This is a genomic window from Thermococcus peptonophilus, assembly GCF_001592435.1.
GTDB classification, from domain to species: domain Archaea; phylum Methanobacteriota_B; class Thermococci; order Thermococcales; family Thermococcaceae; genus Thermococcus; species Thermococcus peptonophilus.
On the sequence record NZ_CP014750.1, the window covers coordinates 1088623 to 1108398 of the forward strand.

At 50.9% G+C, this 19776-nt stretch carries 20 protein-coding genes; 13 read left to right on the plus strand and 7 right to left on the minus strand.

The features are described from left to right. Positions 1 to 8: 8 nt before the first annotated feature. Positions 9 to 686 carry a fumarylacetoacetate hydrolase family protein gene (locus tag A0127_RS05895; protein WP_062389170.1) on the plus strand — a complete coding sequence of 226 codons (678 nt, stop codon included), beginning with the start codon at positions 9 to 11 and terminating at the stop codon, positions 684 to 686. Here A0127_RS05895 and A0127_RS05900 read toward each other — a convergent pair whose 3' ends face one another. Genes A0127_RS05900 through A0127_RS05915 form a run of 4 tightly spaced genes read right to left on the minus strand, consistent with a single transcriptional unit; the run spans position 687 to position 3588 of the window. After that, a complete protein-coding gene (locus A0127_RS05900) occupies positions 687 to 1076 on the minus strand; it encodes a hypothetical protein (RefSeq protein WP_054840702.1) in 390 nt (129 codons plus the stop codon). Positions 1077 to 1128: 52 nt separating this feature from the next. Beyond that, positions 1129 to 2226 (minus strand): tRNA (guanine(6)-N2)-methyltransferase, encoded by a 1098-nt coding sequence (trm14, locus tag A0127_RS05905; RefSeq protein ID WP_062389174.1) that lies wholly within the window; start codon positions 2224 to 2226, stop codon positions 1129 to 1131. Further along, entirely contained in the window at positions 2226 to 3299 is a 1074-nt protein-coding gene (locus A0127_RS05910) for a GTPase (RefSeq protein ID WP_062389178.1), read from the minus strand. The genes trm14 and A0127_RS05910 overlap by 1 nt, the downstream gene beginning before the upstream one ends. Next, the gene (locus A0127_RS05915) at positions 3253 to 3588 is read right to left on the minus strand and encodes a TIGR04076 family protein (protein ID WP_062389182.1); all 336 of its coding nucleotides are present in this window, start codon (positions 3586 to 3588) and stop codon (positions 3253 to 3255) included. The genes A0127_RS05910 and A0127_RS05915 overlap by 47 nt, the downstream gene beginning before the upstream one ends. A 92-nt stretch (positions 3589 to 3680) precedes the next feature. Here A0127_RS05915 and A0127_RS05920 point away from each other — a divergent pair, with 92 nt between their 5' ends. The 5 genes from A0127_RS05920 (at position 3681) to A0127_RS05940 (ending at position 11563) form a co-directional block, all read left to right on the plus strand. Then, positions 3681 to 5123: a DUF515 domain-containing protein gene (locus A0127_RS05920; RefSeq protein WP_062389185.1), complete on the plus strand. Its 1443-nt coding sequence runs from the start codon at positions 3681 to 3683 to the stop codon at positions 5121 to 5123. 77 nt (positions 5124 to 5200) lie between these two features. Next, positions 5201 to 5983: a hypothetical protein gene (locus A0127_RS05925; RefSeq protein WP_156471164.1), complete on the plus strand. Its 783-nt coding sequence runs from the start codon at positions 5201 to 5203 to the stop codon at positions 5981 to 5983. Positions 5984 to 5986: 3 nt separating this feature from the next. Beyond that, complete coding sequence (locus A0127_RS05930) at positions 5987 to 9583, plus strand: ATPase, T2SS/T4P/T4SS family (protein ID WP_062389192.1); 3597 nt, start codon at positions 5987 to 5989, stop codon at positions 9581 to 9583. A 10-nt stretch (positions 9584 to 9593) separates the two neighbouring features. Beyond that, positions 9594 to 10649, plus strand: coding sequence for a type II secretion system F family protein (locus A0127_RS05935; RefSeq protein WP_082781395.1), 1056 nt, complete (start codon positions 9594 to 9596; stop codon positions 10647 to 10649). Positions 10650 to 10654: 5 nt separating this feature from the next. Then, positions 10655 to 11563 carry a type II secretion system F family protein gene (locus A0127_RS05940; RefSeq protein ID WP_062389199.1) on the plus strand — a complete coding sequence of 303 codons (909 nt, stop codon included), beginning with the start codon at positions 10655 to 10657 and terminating at the stop codon, positions 11561 to 11563. Here the strand turns inward: A0127_RS05940 and A0127_RS05945 are convergent. Then, a complete protein-coding gene (locus A0127_RS05945; RefSeq protein WP_062389202.1) occupies positions 11552 to 12031 on the minus strand; it encodes an FKBP-type peptidyl-prolyl cis-trans isomerase in 480 nt (159 codons plus the stop codon). The two genes, A0127_RS05940 and A0127_RS05945, sit on opposite strands and share 12 nt — an antisense overlap. Positions 12032 to 12297: 266 nt before the next feature. Here A0127_RS05945 and A0127_RS10730 point away from each other — a divergent pair, with 266 nt between their 5' ends. Then, complete coding sequence (locus A0127_RS10730) at positions 12298 to 12453, plus strand: hypothetical protein (RefSeq protein WP_231855734.1); 156 nt, start codon at positions 12298 to 12300, stop codon at positions 12451 to 12453. On the opposite strand, the gene A0127_RS05955 is transcribed toward A0127_RS10730, so the two are convergent. After that, complete coding sequence (locus A0127_RS05955) at positions 12454 to 12948, minus strand: DUF2118 family protein (protein WP_054840697.1); 495 nt, start codon at positions 12946 to 12948, stop codon at positions 12454 to 12456. Between the two features lie 190 nt (positions 12949 to 13138). Between A0127_RS05955 and A0127_RS05960 the strand changes: the two genes are divergently transcribed. The 5 genes from A0127_RS05960 to A0127_RS05980 are packed head-to-tail and all read left to right on the plus strand — an operon-like array spanning position 13139 to position 16975. Next, positions 13139 to 13855, plus strand: a complete 717-nt coding sequence (locus A0127_RS05960; protein WP_197463562.1) for a DUF4129 domain-containing protein — start codon at positions 13139 to 13141, stop codon at positions 13853 to 13855. Beyond that, entirely contained in the window at positions 13833 to 14270 is a 438-nt protein-coding gene (locus A0127_RS05965; protein WP_062389208.1) for a hypothetical protein, read from the plus strand. The genes A0127_RS05960 and A0127_RS05965 overlap by 23 nt, the downstream gene beginning before the upstream one ends. After that, positions 14260 to 15213 (plus strand): AAA family ATPase, encoded by a 954-nt coding sequence (locus tag A0127_RS05970; RefSeq protein ID WP_062389211.1) that lies wholly within the window; start codon positions 14260 to 14262, stop codon positions 15211 to 15213. The genes A0127_RS05965 and A0127_RS05970 overlap by 11 nt, the downstream gene beginning before the upstream one ends. Continuing rightward, a complete protein-coding gene (locus A0127_RS05975) occupies positions 15210 to 16553 on the plus strand; it encodes a DUF58 domain-containing protein (protein WP_231855735.1) in 1344 nt (447 codons plus the stop codon). Before A0127_RS05970 ends, A0127_RS05975 begins: the two co-directional genes overlap by 4 nt. Beyond that, a complete protein-coding gene (locus tag A0127_RS05980) occupies positions 16550 to 16975 on the plus strand; it encodes a hypothetical protein (protein ID WP_062389214.1) in 426 nt (141 codons plus the stop codon). Before A0127_RS05975 ends, A0127_RS05980 begins: the two co-directional genes overlap by 4 nt. Here the strand turns inward: A0127_RS05980 and A0127_RS05985 are convergent. Next, on the minus strand, positions 16965 to 17801 hold the full coding sequence (locus tag A0127_RS05985; RefSeq protein WP_062389216.1) for a carbohydrate kinase family protein: 837 nt from the start codon (positions 17799 to 17801) through the stop codon (positions 16965 to 16967). The two genes, A0127_RS05980 and A0127_RS05985, sit on opposite strands and share 11 nt — an antisense overlap. A gap of 132 nt (positions 17802 to 17933) precedes the next feature. Here A0127_RS05985 and A0127_RS05990 point away from each other — a divergent pair, with 132 nt between their 5' ends. Next, on the plus strand, positions 17934 to 19433 hold the full coding sequence (locus A0127_RS05990; protein WP_062389219.1) for a carboxypeptidase M32: 1500 nt from the start codon (positions 17934 to 17936) through the stop codon (positions 19431 to 19433). Positions 19434 to 19776: the final 343 nt, after the last annotated feature.

The window sequence follows — 19776 nt, forward strand, 5'->3', positions numbered from 1 at the left end:
GTGATACCATGATCCGCCTTACATTCCGCGACGGTTTTTATGAGCTCCGCCCGAGCAAGATAGTGGCATTAGCCAAAAACTACGCGGAGCACGCAAAGGAAATGGAGAGCGACGTCCCGGAGAAGCCGGTCTTCTTCCTCAAGCCGCCGAGCGCGCTCATCGGCCCGGGAGACCCGATAATTCTGCCCAGGGTGAGCAAGAGGGTTGACCACGAGGTTGAGCTGGCTGTCATCATCGGAAAGAAGGCAAAGCGCGTTCCGGCTGAGAAGGCGATGGACTACGTCATGGGCTACACGATAATGCTCGACATTACCGCCAGAGACCTTCAGGCCGAGGCAAGGAGAAAGGGCCTTCCCTGGACTATCTCCAAAGGCTTCGACACCTTCGCCCCCGTTGGGCCAAGGGTCGTTGATAAGCGCGAGTTAAAGGTTGAAGACCTCGAAATCGGTCTCAAGGTGAACGGAGAGCTCAGACAGCTTGGAAGGACGAGCGGGATGGTCTTCAAGGTTCCGGAGCTGATAGAGTATATAAGCTCGGTAATGACACTCGAGCCGGGGGACATAATAGCGACAGGAACGCCGGCAGGTGTGGGCCCGCTCAGGCACGGCGACCACATCGAGGCGTGGATAGAGGGGATAGGGAAGGCTGAGTTCGACGTTCTGAGCGAGGGCTCGATACTGTGCTGACTACTCTTTTTTGTTTATGACCTTCGCTGAAATCCACCTCATTCCTTCCCCTTCGTTCTTGACGACGAGGATGTACTCCCCGTCCGGTATCCTAATGCCATCGAACTCGACGCTCCGAACGTTCTCCCAGGCCTTGTAGTAGCTGAAGTTCTCGCCGCGTCTCATCCTCTCGAAGTCCTTTTTGGTGAGGATGTAGATGCTGACCTCCCCGTCTGCCTTGATGTAGCCGTTGAGAAGGGAGTTCCCGGTCAGCTGGTAGGTGTGGTAGTCCTTGAAGCTGGACTTCCACTCGTAGTTGAAGCTTCCGTAGTGGTTAATCGCGTAGTTCACGCCGAGCCCTATCGCGAGAACAAGTGCCAACGCTAAAACCACAGCACCAGCCTTCCTCATTGCTCATCCCCGAAAAACATATGAAATACAACTTAAAAAAGTTTGCGAAAGCTCACTCGATCACGTAAGTGTGAACCATGAGCCCGCCATGCCCTATGAGCCGATGATGTTTGATTTTGAATCCGTTCTCGGTTATGGCCTTCTCTATCGCCTTCTTTTCCGTCGTTATGAAGACACCGCGCTTTTCGAGAACCTTCGACAGCTCGCTGAAGAAGTCCATGTAAAGCCCCGGTATCATGCTCTTTCTTCCAATCTTCAGACCGTAGGGAAGGTTGCTAACCGCGAAGTCAACGCTCTCAATATATTGGGAAAGCTTTGTGGCATCACCGTGGATGAACTCGATCTTATCTAACACTCCAGCTGATAAGGCGTTCATCTTCGCACCCCTTAGGTGTTTCCTGTACTTTTCGACGCCGATTATCTTCCCATTATATCCTCTGAGGGCTAGCTCAATCAGTATCGTCCCGCTCCCGCAGAAGGGGTCTACGAAGAGCCCGCCGTCCGGTTCAGCCAGTTCTATGAGCGCATTTGCAATACTCGCCTTGAGGTGCGCCGGGTGGTCGTAAACGCGCCAGGGCCTCTTGTGGAGCGAGGAATCTCCGGTTGTGTCTATTCCTAAAAAGAAAACCTCGCCGATAAGCTCGGCGCGGAAGATGACGGCCGGATGGTCTAGGTTCACCTTTGGGCTTCCAAAGCGTGAGAGCCTCTCGAAGATGGCTTCTCCAACGGTTCTGGCGATATCAACGCTCGTTATCTTGTGCTCTCCCTTCCTGAAGGGCCTCACTGCAAAGCTCTCGCTTACCTTCACGAAGCGCTCAACCGGAAGGGAGGAGACAAACTCTTTTATCCTCTTGAGGGCAGTTTCTGGTTTGTCTTCACCAATTCCCTCAAACCTCTCGCTCGCTATTTCCAGAATAACTCGATGGAGGAGCCTTGAGTTCTCGTTGAGGTAGGTTGCTATGCTCAGCTCCCTCTTCCTCCCCTTCTTGTCGATATAGTAAGCTTCACCAACCTCAAGGAGCAGTCTCCCCTCAACGCCTAAGGGCTTCTCTTCCACTCGAAACGGAACTCCAAGCCTCTCCATCAGCGAGGCGACCTCTCTTCCGGCTATGTCTTCGATCCCCTGGGAGGTTGTTAGCAATAACCTCATCACTCTATCACCGCCACAACACCTTTCCACTTCTTCCCGAAGCACTCGCTTGCCAAGACATGCTTTCCGGTCAGCTCTTCGAGGAACTTAACGGCCGAATCGCACTTCTTAAACCCGGTCGCTATACCGACCGTTACGCCCTCAATCTCCCTCACCCCAGCCCTCTTCTGGCCGTCGAGCTTCTCCCTCAGCTCATCCCTGTACTTCCAGAGTATCCTCCTCGGGTCAAGGAGGAGATCTTCTTCAATCCCATTAAGGATCTCCTCGAAGTCCCAGATGAAATCTCTCTTCCCCCCTTCCTCGCTCCCGAAGAGGGTAAACCTTCCGGTCTGCCACTCGCGGAGGAACCATCTCGCCGTCTCCTCGAGGTCAACTTCACCGCCGGCCTTTATTAGGCCCCTTCTCTCACCGATTTTCCTCAGTATGTCCTCTTCGCTTTCAAACTCCGTGATTCCAAACTTCTCGGTTATAGCTTCTTTTCTAGTTTCGAGTATTCTCCCAATGAGCTTCACCGCGGGTTTTACTGGCTCCTCTATCTTGTCCGCCGGAAAGCCCCCCCTAATAACAAGCTCGTCAAAGTCGTCTATCGGAATAACTCCAGGACTGTCAAGGAGCCATATCTTCTTGCTCAGCCTTATGAGCTGCTTGCCCTTGGTGTATCCTGGGATCGGTGCAGTTCCCACAGCCCTCTTACCCTTCAGGGTGTTGATGATCGTGCTCTTGCCGACGTTGGGATAGCCTATGAGTGCAACCTTGACTCTCTCCTTTTCCTCCAAGAGTGGCTTTGCAAGCTTTTTGATTTTCCTCCTGAGTATCCCGGTTCCCTTTCTCTCCCTTGCGCTTATGAACACCACTGGGATCTCGCTCTTCCGCTTGTACTCCTCGGCCCACTCTTTCGGAACTAAATCCGCCTTGTTCATGACTATGAGCAGGGGCTTTCCTTCTTCCTGGATCAGCCTCTCAAGTTTTCTGTTTCTCGTCCCAATGGGATCGCGGGCATCGACTACCTCAACGACTATGTCAGCCTCATCCACTACCTCTCTCACGACTCTCCATGCCTTTCTCGCCTTCATCTCGCACCACCGTTATCTCAAAGATCACGGTTCCCCCGCCAGTGTATGGCGGACCAGGGTCAAGGCACTGGACGTAAGCCTTCTTCCCTCTGCCGAGGCCTAACTCACTGGGTTTAATACCCTTTCGAAGGGCAACTATGTAGGGGAGGATGGAAGCAAAGGCATGAGTGCATACTGCGTCGGTTTCCTTGAGGTTTATCTTTGGCCCTTCTATTACTATTTTGTCCCCCAACTTGAAAACGGGGCATTTTCCGCGAATTTCCACGACTCTAATTTCTAGCTTTTCCATCTCCGCCACCGAAAGCTAAATAAGGATTTAGAACTAAAAGCTATTTCGGGGGTTTACGATCATTATATCAATCCCTGTGGGTGGTGCTGAATATGGCTGAGGATATCGAAGCAAAAATTCGTCGCCTGAGGGAACTGGGAAGGATGGCAACTGAGAGCGAGGCTCCTTCACCAGCTGCTCCTCCCAAACCTTCTCCCTCTAAAAAACCGGCGCGCAGACCTAGGTCTTTGAGTAGCATTCGTCAGAAAGAGCGTAGAAAGAGAATTTTGATTGGGGCTTCCATTCTGATAATAATAATTCTGCTCATATCTGTTGGCGTTTATTCCTATATCCAAAGCTCTAAGGCATCAAAACTCGAAAATACTCGTGCCGAAAAAATCGGTGAACTAAACCGCTACTTCAGCTCGTACAATTTCTCGAACTCCAACTGCAGTCAAAAGGCATTTCAGTATAAGAGCCTCGCACTTTCTAGAATAACCTCGGCTAACAGTCTTGATGAACTAAACAGTATTGATGTGAGAACGTATTTTGACCAGGCTGTTACTGCCTATGAGAAGTGTGTCCAGGAGATAAACCAGCGTGAATATGAGAAGCAACTTAACCAGACAAAGCAGCAGAAGATTCAGGAGATAGAGTTAGCATTCCAGCCTCTGCTTTCCCTCAGCCTGCCTGATACTCTCAGAACAAAGGCAGTGGCCACTATGAAGAGCCTTGAGGAGCAGGTACAGAGCGCTACAACGATTGAGCAGGTCAAGTCAATAAAGCCAGACAGCTACCTGCTCTCCCTCTGGAAGGAGTACTACCTGCTGGAGATTGATAAGATACCGGGACAGGATGTCATTCTTGAGCGGAACGGTGAGAAGTCCCTTATTTCAAAGGATCAGGCAAAGACCCTCATATCTATAGTGGACAATTACCAGGACCTGATCGGGTACAAGATAGCTCCTGTTGAATGGGTTGAGATATCACTAGTACTTCAGAGAAAGGACATGAACGGGGCGTTGTTCGCTCCAGGCGACAGAATTAAGCTTTACATCAGGGGTGCTAACACAACCGTTGTTGACGGATACCTTGAGCTCATGCTCCTTCCGGTCAGTGAGGGTGGCTCAATATCCGTGAGTGAATCCCAGAGTCAGTCCAGTTCGACATCCACTTCCTCCTCAACTTCCTACAGTGAGAGCCACTCCACCTCTGAGTCTCCCGGAGGGGCTTCAATCTCAGACAGTAGCAGTGCGAGCGATTCCTACTCCAACAGTCAGTCTGGCAGTCAGAGTTCCTCGGCCAGCTACTCTTACAGTGTCAACCTCGCGGAAATCCTAAAGGCAATAGCGGCCGGAAAGATACAGGCTAGCGATGAAGTCAAAGCTCAGCTCCAGAACTACGGCTGGAGACTTCTGGACCTCGAAAAGAGCACCGGTCTTCAGTCAATGCCCGAAACCACCAGGATAATGGTGATCGTGAAAGTCCCATCAATCTTTGTGCCGGATATCCTTGAGAACGAAAACTCTATTACTATTGCAAAAGTCATTACCTGAGGTGGTTGGAAATGAGACGCCTTTTGGTTTTTTTAATGATTTTTAGCGTGATAACGACTTCTCTTTATTATCCCCCTGTGAAGGCCGCGAGTAGTGTGGATAGCGTCCTAACTCTCAACCTGAATGTGACCGTCGTTAATACGGCCCCGTTTCCGAAGTTCCTTGTTTTGAACCCCTCTTACGTTATTACCGTCTATCGCTTAAATGACAACGAGACAACTTCAGAATTAGTTTCAAACCCTAGGCTTCAGCTCAACGGCAATCCGGGGATATGGTTAATGCCCTATGAAAAAGTTGTCATAAACCTAGTGAGCGTCCGCACCCAGACGTATTCCCTTCCACAGGTATCCTGCGGTGGAGAGGGAGATGGAAGCAACTTGGCATGCGGTTCAGTAGTTCCGCCTCTGGTGAATTCCCCTTACTCACTCTCAGCGAGGTCAATCTTCCCGGTGCTCGATGGGTACATTAAGATACTAGGTTATGGGGGCAAAATTACTTTTGTTGTAACTCCTACCGATAACTCTCCGACCTTCTTTGCAGTCACGCTTCCCGTTGTGTTTTCCGATGGAGAGATCAGCGATATGGATCCGAGCCCAACGATGACGTATGATGAGTACAAGGACATGCTCTATGAGTACAGCGGCTTCCAGCGGAAGATTAGGGGGCCTGTTCAAGTCATGAACACCTCTTCGAATCTGTTCCAGCTTACTCCAAAGCTTTTGACTGGAGTTCAAATTAGCGTCCCAACGGTTGATTTTGAAACCAGTATGGACTACGAGCTTCCAGTGTGGATTGTTTATTCAACGGGTGGCAGTATTGAAATAAGCTATAACGTAAAATGGAGTGTGGGAGGGGGATAAGTCTTGTTTCCGGATGAGAAAAAGAAAAAGGAGTCCCTCTCATGGATAGATGAGATACTCTCCGGCGGGGAGGATCCCCTAGCGGGTATTCTAAAAAAAGAGGACAAAAAAGAACAGTCTGGCAAAAATAAGGTTTCCGAAGAGCATCCTGTTCCGCCCTCAGGTGCGAGTAGCTTGGAGGATATACTTTCGGGATCCGCTACAGAAAAACGGGACTCTACACTCGCCCCCGAGACTGGCGCTGATCTGTTGAGTCAGCTACTGGGAAAGGAAGAGAAGCCTCAGAAATTGGAAAAAGAGAAAACTACTAAAAAGGAAAAAAGGTTATCACCTTCCCAGAGCACGCCAGAACCAGCGCCCCCAGTGCCTCCATCCGCTGGGGCTACGGGAGCTGATTTCCTTGCGGAGCTTCTTGGTGGTTCCTCCGGGTCAACGGCATCACAACCGATCCCAACTTCACCAAGCAAGCCTGTGTCCAACGCCAGGTCAATTTTCTCGGAGTCATTGAAGGAGGAGTCCTCGTACGCTGGCAGGGCTCAAGTCCTGGATGCTTACGGAAACGTGAGAATACTGAAGGTCAAGGGGGAACCAGTTCCCATATACGAACTCAGACTCCCCAAACTTTCAAAGGAGGAAGAGCAGCTCTTCAGGCGCATTAAAGACAGGGCCATAACCGAAATCCAGATTGATCCCACTGCGATTCCAAATCCGGAGGAGCGCAGGAAGATCTTCATGAACGCTGTTAAAAAGATGATAAAAGAGGAGGCCCCACACTACTCGGAAGGCAGAATCGAGGTTCTCGCCGACATGATAGTTCAGCAGATGATCGGCTACGGAAAGCTTGACCCCCTTGTAAGGGACGACAACCTTGAAGAAGTAATGGTGATAGGAACTAACCGTCCGGTCTATGTATGGCACAGACGCTTCAACATGTGTAAGACTAATGTCCTCTTTGAGAATGAAAAGGAAATCCTGAACATAATAGAGCGTATAGCTAGGGAAGTGGGAAGGAGAATAGACCAGCAGAGTCCTCTCTTGGATGCCCGTCTTCCTGATGGGAGCCGTGTGAACGCGACAATACCTCCGATAAGTCTTGATGGACCAACAATAACAATCCGTAAGTTCAAGAGGGATCCGTTGACGATCATAGACCTTATCAAATACGGTACAATGAGCTCCGAAGTCGCTGCTTTCCTCTGGGTTCTCGTTGATGGACTTGGAGTTAAACCAGCCAACATACTCGTAGCTGGTGGTACGGGTTCAGGGAAGACCACTACCCTCAACTCCCTTGGAATGTTCATCCCTCCTAGTGAGCGCGTTATCAGCATAGAGGACACCGCCGAGCTCCAGCTTCCAGTGGAACACTGGGTCAGGCTGGAGACGAGGCCGCCCAACCTTGAGGGTAAGGGAGAAGTCACTATGGATGACCTGGTTAGAAACACCCTCCGTATGCGTCCTGATAGGATTATCGTCGGTGAGGTTCGTGGCCCAGAGGCCAGGACGATGTTTACAGCAATGAACACGGGGCATAATGGTGCCCTCTACGATTTCTCGGTCATACAGCTCTCCAATGGAAAGTTCGTTCTGATAGGCGATGTCGTTGAGGAACTCTTCAACAAGTACTCTGACAGGATAAAGACATACAAAGATCTTGAGTACATAGAGCTCGATCCTGAAGACCAGTTTGAGGTGGTTAGCGTAGGGCCGAATCTGAAGGCAGGAAAACACACTGTCACGGTAGTATGGCGCAGAAAAGTAAGGAAGGGAGAGAAGCTGATGAGGATAAGGACGAGAACGGGCAACGAGGTTATCCTGACGAAAACCCACCCGTTCTTTGTCTTCAGCGACGGCGACGTGGTTAGGAAGGAAGCGGAGAAGGTCAGGCCGGGCGATAGGGTTGCCGTGATGATGAGACCCCCCAAAGCTCCCCAGAGCCCGGCTGTAGTTTCCCTTGAGGTTTATGCCGGAATAAGTGATTACTACCTTGTTCCAAACGGAAGCGGAATGAAGAAAGTCCCGAACAGAGGTCTACCACCAGAAAACGCCGAGTACCTTCTATCAAGGAACTCAAAACCGGTTAAGCTCGTCCGTGAAGTTGAAACCAGCCTTGCCTACGTTGCAGGAGTAATACTGGGCGACGGATACCTCTCCTCAGACGGATACCGCCTTTCAGCAACCTTCGATGATCCTGACTATATGGAGGCTTTCACCTCAGCGATCTCGGAGTTCCTACCCGAGTCCTCACCGCGCATAAAGGACAATGGAACGAGCACAGTGGTAACCTACGGCTCTAGGATATTCAATGAGATGCTGTCCAGGATATTTGGGATTCCAAAGGGCAGGAAGTCCGCGGCGTGGGATGTCCCGGATATTATCCTTACAAACGATGATCTCGTGAGGTACTTCATAGCGGGTCTCTTTGATGCCGATGGCTCCGTGGATGAGAGCGGGCCTGCGGTGATTCTGACAACAAAGAGCGAAAGCGCCGCCAGAAAAATCTGGTACGCCCTTCAGAGGCTTGGAATAATAAGCACTGTCTCAAAGGTAAGGAACAGGGGCTTTAAAGAAGGCCACATATTCAGGGTAATCGTCAGCGGCGTTGAGGATCTGAAGAAGTTCGACTCGCTGATACCGCTCTCCCATTCGAGGAAACGGGAAAAGTTGGAGGTCATCCTCAAGGAAAAGCGGCCGTACCGCGGAAGGCACACTTACAGGGTTCCGATATCGCCTGAGATGATAAAGCCCCTGCGCACCCGGTTGAACCTGACGGTAGCCGAGCTTTCAAAGCTGGCCTCGAAATATGCGGGAGAAACCATTACCGAGAGCCTGATAAGGCACGTCGAGAAAGGCAGGACGTCCGAGATAAGGCGCTCAGCGCTTAGGGGAATAGCCCTCGCCCTTCAGAGAATTGCCGAAGACATTGGGGACGAGGATGCCTGGGTGATGGCTAAGAGGCTCGAATTGATCGCGGATGGGGACGTGTACTGGGACAGAGTAGTTGAAGTGGAGGAAGTGGATCCCGAGGAGGTTGGCATAGAGTATCTATACGACTTGACCGTTGATGAGGATCATAACTACGTTGCCAACGGTATACTCCTTTCAAACTGCATGGGTACAATCCACGCCAACAGCGCCCGTGAGACTATAGTCAGGCTTGAAAGTCCTCCAATGAACGTTCCAAGGATCATGATTCCAGCCCTTGACATAATCCTCATGCAGGTTCGCTACCACAGCAGAAAGAAGGGGACGATAAGACGTGTAACGGAGATAGCTGAGGTCTCTGGCCTTGAGGGCGAGAGCATACAGCTCAACACCCTTTACAAGTACGATCCGGCCAAAGATGAACTCGTTCCCACAGGTGTTCCAAGCAGAACGATCAACATTCTGGCCCAGCATACGGGAATGAGCGTTAGAGAAATAGAGCTTGAGATTGAAAAGCGCAGGTTGATACTTGAGTGGATGGTTGAGAAGGGCATTAGGGACATAGACAAAGTTGGATACTACATACGCCAGTTCTACATCGACGAAGAATGGCTCCTCAACAAGATCTCCGCGGAGAGCGACGTAGAAACCAGCAAGCAGATACAGGCTTTGATGTGAGGTGGTTCCTGTGGGGTTCATAGAGTTCCTTGAGAAACTCGGCGGTAAAACGCTCGAAGTGGCAGAAAGACCTAGAAGGCGCCTTCCAGAGGGTAAGACTGTTCAGGAAAGATTGAGGGCTCTTAAAGAGCTTCAAAAGGAGCTTGAGCAGGAAAAAGAACAGAAAGATGAGAGGGAGACATTTATAGAAGCAGTCCTTGAGCAGCGCAGGGAAGAGGTTCAACAGCCCTTTGCCGAGCGTCTTGCTAGTGCTATCCTCAAGTACTTTAGAGGGCCCGTTGAGGCGCTGACCACTTCTCTCTCTGGGCTTGATATTGACCTCTACCGTGCAAACATTACGATGTCCAGGGAGGCTTATGTGGCATACATGCTTGGAGTTGCCATGATAGCCGGGTTCTTCGGTTTTATATTTGCATATTTGATGTATCTTCCCATCGATATTTCACTTCTGGCAGGCCTCCTTGGTTTTCTTGGTGGGTTCTTTTACATGAGGTATTATCCTAAGATGGTCTGGAAGAGGCGGGTTAGGGAGGTTGAGAAGGCACTTCCATACGCTCTGAGACATATAGCTTCTCTCCTGAGTGCAGGGGTTGGCATCGCCGAGGCCATGCTCTCAGTGGCAAGGGCCGACTACGGCCCCCTATCGGAGGAGTTTGAGCTAGTCATCAGGGACATGAGAACGGGTTCTTCCTTTGAGGATGCAATGCTGAAATTTGAGGAGAAAATGGCATCAGAAAACGTGAGCAGGGTGGTCAAGCAGATCCTCCGTGCCGTTAAATTTGGTGGAAACCTCGCCGATATTTTATACAAGCTTGCCGAGGACTTCGCATTCGAGTACCGTATGAAGCTCGTCGAGTACGTTCAGAAAGTCAACGGTATTTCTTTCGTGTACATGTTCATGACGATAGTCATGCCGACAATGCTCGTTGTCGGCATCTTAGCAGGTTCTCTAATGGCAAGAAAGCTTATATTCAGCGTTCCTATGGTTGCGGTTATACTTTTGGTTGTATTCCCAATGATGTCATTCATAATCATAAACATGATAAAGAGTGCTGAGCCGAGGTGAAGCGGATGCCAAAGCTGAACATTTCAGGGCCTCTCGTTCAGCTCATTGAGAGACTCCTCCCAGGTCGGTACCTTAAGCGTTATGAACTGTTCCTGTACTCCGCTAACATTAACTTTCTGGCGGCGGAGTACCTGGTCATATCCTTCCTTATGGGCCTTATCTTGGGACTTGCCGTTTCAATATTCAGTTTTCTGTATGGGATAGTAGCTTTCATAGCCGGGTTCGTTGGAATGGCCTTTCTTTACCCCTACTGGCGTCTTACCAAGAAAATTGATGAGATTGAAAAAAATCTCCCGGACGCTTTCTTTTATCTGGCCAGTTCTCTGAGGGCAGGTATCTCTTTCTCTGAGGCTCTGGAGGAACTGACAACTGCAAAGTTTGGGGCGCTCACGGAGGAGTTCAAGAGAACAGTTGCCGAGATAAACAAAGGCCGTCCAACCGCAGACGCGTTAAGGGCATTTGCCCTCAGAAACAAAAGATCGCAGGTGCTTTACCGTTCAATGATGATAGTAATTGAGGCTCTTGAGAGGGGTGCCCCGATGAGTGATGTCCTTATCTACGTTGCCAACGACGTCAGGGAGATACTGAGAATACAGCAGGAGAGAAAGGCATCAACGGGCATGCAGATGATGTTCTTCACGATAACCAGCGGCTTTGTTGGTCCCCTTATTCTAGGAATAGTGGCCCAGGTTATGTCCTCCATGAGCAGCCCAGAGCTTGGAATCGTGTTCCCAATGAGCTCAATGACGACAATCCTGATGGCCTTTGTCGTGGTCCAGGCTGTTCTCTCAGGTTTGGGAATGGGAGTAATAAGAGAAGGAAAGTACAGCGCGGGGCTGAAGTATTCCATCATGCTAGCTGTAATGGGATTGGCCATATTTAAAGTGGCTACTATAATCAAACTAAACTTCTGAGTCTTCTTCTGCCTTTTTTACTTCTAGAACTTCAACCTCGAAGACGAGGGTTTTTCCGGCCAGTGGGTGGTTGAAATCGAGGGATACTTCATTCTCACCGACCGAGAGTATCTTGGCTATGCCGGAATCAGTCATAACGTAGAGGCCTTCCTGTGGTTCAAGACCGGCCTTCGTGAACTCTTCCCTCGGAACGGAAATCACAAGCTCAGGATTCGGCATTCCGTAAGCCTTCTCTGGAGGAACGGTCACGGTCCTCTTCTCCCCAGCTTCCATACCAATTATGGCCTCGTCGAGGCCCGGGATGATTTCACCGATGCCTATCCTGGCCCACATCGGGCCGTACTCCCTCTCATCGACTAGGATGCCGTTTTCCCTAGCTATCTCCTCGTAGCTCGTGTCAAAAACTTCTCCATCCTCGAACCTTCCAACGTAGTGGAACAGAACGTAATCACCAGCTTCAACTTTCATTTCCTTCAACTCCAAAAGTGTCTTCAGCGAAGATATGTTCTGTCCTTTATAAATCTTTGGGCATTCGGAAACATACTTGGGAAGTGGGGAAAACCTAATATAGCATGAAGTGCAACTTAGCATGGTGATTGAGATGGGAGTATTTTTCTAAGATGCTCCAAGAGGAGTACGGCGACCTTGATGTCCGAGAGGTGTACAAGACTAGACTTGGCACAACGGATGTTGAGATAGTCGAAGTGTCAAAATGAGAAAACAAGTTCATAGCGATGTTTCAGAGCAGTCTTGTAAAGGATGATATCTATTGGTCCCTGATAATAACAAGCCCCAACAACACCCGTACGCTGAAAGGAATGGACAAGGAAGATGGCATAAAGCTGGCAATAAGGTCGAGCATAGACGCCATGATGAAAGGCATGGAGTGACTACTCTTCTGGCAGGATGTAGTAGAGGTAGTGCGGCCTGTTCGTTATCTCGTCAATGAAGACTACTGTGCCCGTCTTAGGAGGCTTCAGGTAGTGGACTTCCCCTTTTCTTGTGGTTACTGCCGCGAACGCATCTCCAGTTCTGACTCTGTTGCCCACGTTGGCTATTAGGGTCTTTGTGAACCCCTCAACGGGCAGTATCATCAGCTCGTCCCCCTTCTTCAGGTAAATCCTCGTTCTTCCGTCCGGGAGAACTAGTATTGCATCGGTAGTCATCTTCTGCTCCGTCCTGTCAACGTAGAGGTAGAAGCGGTCGTAGACTTCCCTCTTCAGGAACTTCGCTTTCGAGGCATCCACGAACTCTGGAAGCTCCTCGTTCTCTTTCAGCCAGACCTCAACGTTCCCCATAATGACGACGCACTCGGTCAGCATTTTTCCTTCCTTTACGCACTCTTCCTGAGTGGCCTCAACGTAAAGCTTCGGCAGTTTTTCCATGTTCTCACCTGAGGTTTACTATCCCGTAAAACTTTTATATGTTTATTGGTACCTGCATCTGTGAGCATTCATGGGCGCTAAAGTAAGGTTCATTTCCCTGCTCATTGTTTTGATACTTCTAACCTCTCTGCTGATGAACAGTCACGAGTTCAGTTCTCCTCACAAAAGCAATCCTAAGGCCGGTGACATCATGGCCCTTATTATGTCAATATTGTACGTGGGAGGCCTCATACTGATCCTGCTGACCACGTACTACTATTATGACAGGTTCGCCCGGAAGAGGAGAAAGGAGTATCAGGCTTCTTCGGCCGACTTGATTCCAGTTCTTTTATACCTCATTGTCCTCCCCTTGCTGGCACTGTTCTTCGGGAAGAATACTATCCGGGTCTCCCCCTCAAGCAATGTCACGGCCTCTGGCCCTTTGATAGCGTCCAACAGGACTTTTCACGGTGTTGTAACCCCTTCTTCTCCTTTACGTACTCACCTCTACATCTTTGCGCTGATACCAATCGCCATAGGAGTTGGCTACATCTCATACTATTATGTCCGTCTCGCACTGAAAGAAGTCGAGAGAAAGAAGAAGGTGAAGATAGCGGTCAGCTTTGACAGGAAGCTTGATGAGCTTGGCCTTGACCAGTTCAATGACCCCAAAGAGGCAATCGTCCAGATATACAAAAACGCCGTGCTCTGGCTTGAGGGGCTGGGGGTTCCCTACCAAGAGAGCTGGACGCACTGGGAGCACGCGGAACACGTAAACTACATGAGAATCCTCTACCTTGACCTTGTTAAGCTCTTCGAGAAGGCAAAGTACGCCCCCGAGAGGGTTGAATGGAAGGACGCCGAAAAGGCCCTTGAAATATACTTGGAGCTCAGGGGGAAGGCTCGTGAAGTTGCTGGAATTGATTAAAACGTATCGGGCAAGGATTATAATAGGACTGCTCTTGACCCTTGGCTCCATACTTCCAGGGGAGTACTACGTCAGATGGGTCTTTGCAGTCGCCTTAGCGGCCTTTCTGGGCTGGGTTCTCATTGGATACGACGTGCTCATTCCATACAGGCCCAAGAGAGATGAGTACCAAATCGCAAGGAGGCCCGACTTTGAGAGGGCGCTTCTGCTGGTAAAAAGAGCTAAAAAAGGTGGTGGAAGGGAGGTTGCGGAGGAGTACCTCCTTGAGATACTTCACTCCATAACCGGCCGCTCCTTCTACGATCTGAGGACCGATCCTCCAAAAGCCCTTCAGGCGTTCTATTCATCTAGAGACCCCTACAGGGGCCTTAAAGAGGCGTTAAAAATCCTGGAGGCTGAGCTAAATGAAGATTGAGGAAGTGCATGAGAAGGCTGACCTCGTGCTTTCCGAGGTCGGGAAAGTCATCGTTGGAAAGGAGAACGTCCTGAAAATGATACTGGCCACGATCCTCGCCGACGGCCACGTCCTCATAGAAGACTTGCCCGGTCTTGCGAAGACTCTGATGGCGAAGAGCTTTGCAGGTGCACTCGGCCTTGACTTCAAGCGCGTTCAGTTCACCCCCGACTTGCTGCCCAGCGACATCATCGGTGTGAGCGTCTTCAACCAGAAGACTCTCGAGTTCGAGTTCAAAAAGGGCCCGGTGTTCACGAACATACTCCTCGCCGACGAGGTTAACAGGTCTCCGCCGAAGACTCAGTCTGCCCTCCTTGAGGCGATGCAGGAGAGGCAGGTTACCGTTGAGGGAAAGACATATTCCCTCCCAAGGCCATTCGTGGTCATAGCCACCCAGAACCCCATAGAGCAGGAGGGCACGTATCCACTCCCGGAGGCCCAGCTCGACAGGTTTCTGGTGAGGCTCCACGTTGGCTACCCCACGAAGAAGGAAGAGCTTGAGATACTGCGGAGAAGGATAGGGAGAAAGAGCGACGAGATCAGCGTTTCTCCGGTTGTCACGGCGGAAGAAGTCCTTGAGATGCAGCGTGCCGTTGAGGACGTTTACGTCAGCGACCCGGTACTCGAGTACATCGTCGATATCGTTGAGGCCACGAGAAAGAACAAAAAGGACGTTGAGGTAGGGGCTTCCCCGAGGGGAAGCCTTGCACTCCTCAAGCTCGCAAGGGCATACGCGGCCATAGAGGGAAGGGACTACGTAATCCCGGACGATGTCAAGACCGTTGCTATTCCTGCCCTGAGCCACAGACTGATCCTCAAGAGAGAGCTGTGGTACACTAAGGTCAGCCAGGAGAGCGTCATGGCGAAGATCTTGGATAGGGTGCCTGTTCCAAAGTTTGAGTGAAGGACGGGAATAGCATGATGCAGGGATTCAGCCCCGTAACTGGACTGGGTTCCCAGCCTTATCAGCCTTCAGCCATCCCCGCTGGGCAAAAGGAGGTCGAGCCACCTAGGGGTGTTTCCCCGACTGCAGAGCTCGGCCTCCTTGTGGCTTCAGCGTGGGTTATCCCCCTCGTTGCCTTCTTCCTCCTCAGGTGGGAGCTTGCATACCTTGTCCTGCCCTACGTTACACTTGTCTCCATCGAATACCTTCTTTTCAAGCCTCAGGGGGAGATCAAGGTCTGGCGCTCGGTGCCCCACCACCGCTTCCTCGAGGGCCAGGAGGTTGAGGTTGAGGTTCACGTTGTCCCCGAGTTCAGCGTCGAACACCTTGTGGTCAGGGATATAGTGCCTGAGGAACTTGAAATTGTCTCGGGCAGTCCGGAAAAGGCCTTTTCCCTCCGTGCTGGGGAAGAAGGCGTTTTGAAATACACGGTAAGGATTAAGAGGGGGGTTCATCACTTTGAGAGGGTGGAGGTTTCCTACAGAGATCCCCTGGGCTTCTTTTCGGCAGATGCCTTCGTTGAACTCTTCACTGAGGCTATTGGAGTTCCCCAGGTTTATGACGTCCCAACGCCGTACTCCACCAGGGGCACCAAGATAACCATTGGCCCCCTCCCATCGCCCCTTATTGGAGAGGGTCTTGAATTCCATGCCGTTAGGGAGTACCGTCCAGGTGATCCTTTGAAGATAATAAACTGGAAGGCCACAGCCAGGACTGGAAAGATAATGGCCAATGAATTCGAGAGCGAGAGAAAGGTAGATGTCGTTTTTATCGTCGATGCCTCCCGAAACAACCTGCCAGTCTTTGATTACCTGATAAGGGCGGCGGCTTCCCTTATGCTCAACGCCCTCAACGACGGTACAAGTTTTGGCCTTCTACTGGCAGAAGAGGTTCCACTTTGGGTCAGGGTGGACTACGGAAAGAGGCACTTCTTCAAGTGCATTGACTTCCTGAGCACGGCCAAGCCCGATTTAAACAACGTCATAGCCTACCAGGTCGAGCACCTTGCCAAGTCCGCCTTTCCCCCGCGGGCGCAGATAGTTTACTTCTCCCCCCTCCTGACCAAGGAAAGCCGGGAGGCCCTCAAAATACTTGGCGAGCTGGGTTACAAAGTCGTTGTGATAAGCCCGAACCCGAACAGTCTCTACATCCCATCTACCGAGGAGGAAGAGCTCGCGATGAAGCTCGTTGAACTCAGGAGAAAAGCTCTGTTGCGTGAACTTTCCGCCTACGGCCTGATTATAGACTGGGACGTCAAAAAGCCCCTGAAGGCCGCGATAGCGGAGGTGATTAAGTTATGATCAGAGAACTGTACCTGGGAATGCTCTTTGCAATCACGACGTACCTGACCTACATCGGCTTTGATGAGAAGGTTTTCCTCGTTCTAACTCTGGCTTCGGCACTCTCTTTCTTCTTCTGGGGGGCTGGCTACGCATACCTCACCGTTCTGGGGATTGTTCTCGTGTATTTCAATCGAGGAGGTCTTTACGGGCTGTCCCTCCTTTCCCTCGCCATAATATTCGTCGAGTCAGTCCATCTCACGCGCATCAGGTCCCCAATGAGGCACTATGGGATGCTCTTCGTGGCAGTCATGCTTGCAATTCCAATCTACTACATCGTTCAGATTATCTCCGCTTACCTCCCCAGCCTGAGCAACACCACGGTGGCGGCCTTCTTCATCGTCTCGCTCTATCTGACTTTCTATTTCGTGCTCAGACGGTGATGCTCCAGTTTCCCCATTTTTTCAGGACTTCCCTTGCCCTTTCCAGACCCAGCCTTACGCACTCCTTAAGGGGAAGACCCCTCGAATAGCCAGCGAGGAAACCGCCGGCAAAGGCGTCCCCGCCGCCCGTTGGATCAACGATCTCCTCGGGTTCTATCGGAAGGGCCTGGAATTCTCTGAACGAGCCATCGTATATGAGGACTCCCTTTTCACCGCGGGTTATTACGACCGTCTTTGCTCCCCACTCGTGAAGAACTCTCGCGGCCTCTTTGACATCATCCGCTCCAGTGATCATGATGGCCTCTCTCTCGTTAGGAAAGATTATTTCGGCCCTCGATACTATCTCCTGCAGGAGGTCTCTTCTCTTAACGTACTCTTCCTTGTACGTTGGGTTGAAATCAATGGTAACTATTTTCCCCTTTAAGCGGTTGAGGAGCTTCAGCTGTTCTTCCGGCGGAATCGGGGAAATGTGGAAGACTTTAGCATCGAGGTACTCCTTGGGGATTGAGATTTCGCCCATTTTCTGGGCGACCCCCATTTCAACCGGGGCATCAACGCTTCCGTCCTCGTGGTAAATCATGTAGATGTGGATTGTCTTTCCGGGCAGGATTTGAATCCCTCTAATGTCCACCACGGAAGAAAGTACTTGAAGCCACTCCTTTGGGAAGTCCTCTCCTATCTTCGTGACGAGTCCGACCTTTGCCCCGGCGAGCGCCGCTGAAGTGGCCACCCCTGCGGCGGCACCTCCAGGCATTGTTACGCGCCTTCCATTCGGGAATATAAGGGTGTCAATTGAAACGTGACCGATAACCACGAGATCCAGCATGGTACCACCCGAGACCCTTAGGAGTCCCCCTTAATACCGTTTCCCTCAATAGTAATTCCTTTACCTTCACTCGTTCAGATATCCATCGAAAAGATTAAAAGTTTGGCAATCCAAAAAGTAGCGGTGATAGGAATGGAGTCCGTTTTCCAGAACGAGACGATTAAGGCTATTCTTGAGAAGTACCGCAGGATATGGGCCATTGGGCACGCTCAGAGCGTTCTTGGCTGGGACATGGAGGTCAACATGCCCAAGGAGGGCATCCTTGAGAGGAGCGTTGCCCAGGGGGAGCTCAGTGTCCTTTCACAGGAGTTTCTGCTCAAGCCCGACTTCGTCGAGCTTGTCGAGAAGGCTAAGGGAATAGAGGGCCTTAACGAATATGAGAGGGGAGTCGTCCGCGTTCTTGACAGGCAGATACGGATAAGCAAGTCCTTCCCGCCGGAGTTTCTCAGAGAGATGAGCGAAGTCACGAGTCAGGCAACTAAAGCCTGGGAAGAAGCCAAGAGGAGCGACGACTTCTCCAAGTTCGAGCCGTGGCTCGACAGAATCATAGACCTTGCCAAGAGGGCCGCTGACTACCTCGGCTACGAGGAAGAGCCCTATGATGCCTTGCTCGACCTCTTCGAGGAAGGTCTCACCACGAAGGAAGTCGAGAGGATGTTCGAAAAGCTCGAGAAGGAGCTGAAGCCGCTCCTTGAGAAAATCATGGAAGAGGGCAAAGTGCCCAGGGAACACCCTCTCGAGAAGGAGCGCTATGAGAGAGAGCAGATGGAAAAGGTGAACATATGGATACTCCAGAAGTTCGGCTTTCCGCTCGGAGTCCGCTCAAGGCTCGATGTTTCGGCTCACCCCTTCACTACCGAGTTCGGGATAAGGGACGTGAGGATAACGACCAGATACGAGGGTTACGACTTCAGGAGAACCATCCTCAGCACCGTCCACGAGTTTGGGCATGCGCTCTACGAGCTCCAGCAGGACGAGAGGTTCATGTTCAGCCCGATTGCCGGCGGTGTCTCCCTTGGAATCCACGAAAGTCAGAGCAGGTTCTGGGAGAACATAATCGGCCGCTCGAGGGAGTTCGCTGGACTCATATACCCGGTACTCAAGGAGAACCTCCCGTTCATGGCGAGCTATACCCCTGAAGACGTTTACCTATACTTCAACATAGTCAGACCAGACTTCATAAGGACTGAAGCAGATGTCGTTACCTACAACTTCCACATACTCCTCCGCTTCAAGCTCGAGAGGATGATGCTCAACGAGGGCGTTAAGGCGAAAGACTTACCTGAGCTCTGGAACGAGGAGATGGAGAGACTCCTCGGAATCAGACCGAAGACCTACGCCGAGGGAATCCTCCAGGACATCCACTGGGCGCACGGAACAATCGGCTACTTCCCGACCTACAGCATAGGAACGCTCCTCGCGAGCCAGATATACTACCACATCAAGCGCGACATCCCGGACTTCGAGGAGAAGGTTGCAAGGGCCGAGTTCGAGCCAATAAAGGCCTGGCTCAGGGAAAGGATACATCGCTGGGGAAGCATCTACTCGCCGAAGGAGCTCCTCCAGAAGGCCCTCGGCGAGGAGCTGAACCCAGACTACTTCATCCGCTGGGTGAAGGAGAAGTATCTGTGATTGCTCTCCTTTTTCTTTCCAGCTTGTTTTTCGGTGTTCTTAGTGATGCTGTTGATACCAAGAAATGTATTTAAGCTCTTTTAATCAATATGGTGAGAAGGTGAAGTCTTGTGATGAAGAAGTTGGTAAGCTCTGGACTAGTCCTTTTGTTTTTGGCAAGTTTGGGTGCAGTTCCAGTCTTCTATGAGAACTACGCAGAAGCGTTAGGCATACTTCAATAAAGAATCCACACCTTGGGCTCGGAGCTATGGGGAAAGTAATTATGATGAAGCTAAGGCTGTTGCCCTCGCTCCAAACGGGGATATCATTGTAGTCGGGTACTATGGGGGAACCGATTGGAGAG

Excerpts from the sequence above, each read along its gene's own strand:
- A0127_RS05945 (WP_062389202.1), bottom strand. The coding sequence starts at position 12,031 with ATGAAAGTTGAAGCTGGTGATTACGTTCTGTTCCACTACGTTGGAAGG.
- A0127_RS05985 (WP_062389216.1), bottom strand. The coding sequence starts at position 17,801 with ATGCTGGATCTCGTGGTTATCGGTCACGTTTCAATTGACACCCTTATA.
- A0127_RS05990 (WP_062389219.1), top strand. The coding sequence starts at position 17,934 with ATGGAGTCCGTTTTCCAGAACGAGACGATTAAGGCTATTCTTGAGAAG.
- trm14 (WP_062389174.1), bottom strand. The coding sequence starts at position 2,226 with ATGAGGTTATTGCTAACAACCTCCCAGGGGATCGAAGACATAGCCGGA.
- A0127_RS05970 (WP_062389211.1), top strand. The coding sequence starts at position 14,260 with ATGAAGATTGAGGAAGTGCATGAGAAGGCTGACCTCGTGCTTTCCGAG.
- A0127_RS05910 (WP_062389178.1), bottom strand. The coding sequence starts at position 3,299 with ATGAAGGCGAGAAAGGCATGGAGAGTCGTGAGAGAGGTAGTGGATGAG.
- A0127_RS05920 (WP_062389185.1), top strand. The coding sequence starts at position 3,681 with ATGGCTGAGGATATCGAAGCAAAAATTCGTCGCCTGAGGGAACTGGGA.
- A0127_RS05940 (WP_062389199.1), top strand. The coding sequence starts at position 10,655 with ATGCCAAAGCTGAACATTTCAGGGCCTCTCGTTCAGCTCATTGAGAGA.
- A0127_RS05960 (WP_197463562.1), top strand. The coding sequence starts at position 13,139 with ATGGCCCTTATTATGTCAATATTGTACGTGGGAGGCCTCATACTGATC.
- A0127_RS05955 (WP_054840697.1), bottom strand. The coding sequence starts at position 12,948 with ATGGAAAAACTGCCGAAGCTTTACGTTGAGGCCACTCAGGAAGAGTGC.
- A0127_RS05900 (WP_054840702.1), bottom strand. The coding sequence starts at position 1,076 with ATGAGGAAGGCTGGTGCTGTGGTTTTAGCGTTGGCACTTGTTCTCGCG.
- A0127_RS10730 (WP_231855734.1), top strand. The coding sequence starts at position 12,298 with ATGTTTCAGAGCAGTCTTGTAAAGGATGATATCTATTGGTCCCTGATA.
- A0127_RS05980 (WP_062389214.1), top strand. The coding sequence starts at position 16,550 with ATGATCAGAGAACTGTACCTGGGAATGCTCTTTGCAATCACGACGTAC.
- A0127_RS05915 (WP_062389182.1), bottom strand. The coding sequence starts at position 3,588 with ATGGAAAAGCTAGAAATTAGAGTCGTGGAAATTCGCGGAAAATGCCCC.
- A0127_RS05895 (WP_062389170.1), top strand. The coding sequence starts at position 9 with ATGATCCGCCTTACATTCCGCGACGGTTTTTATGAGCTCCGCCCGAGC.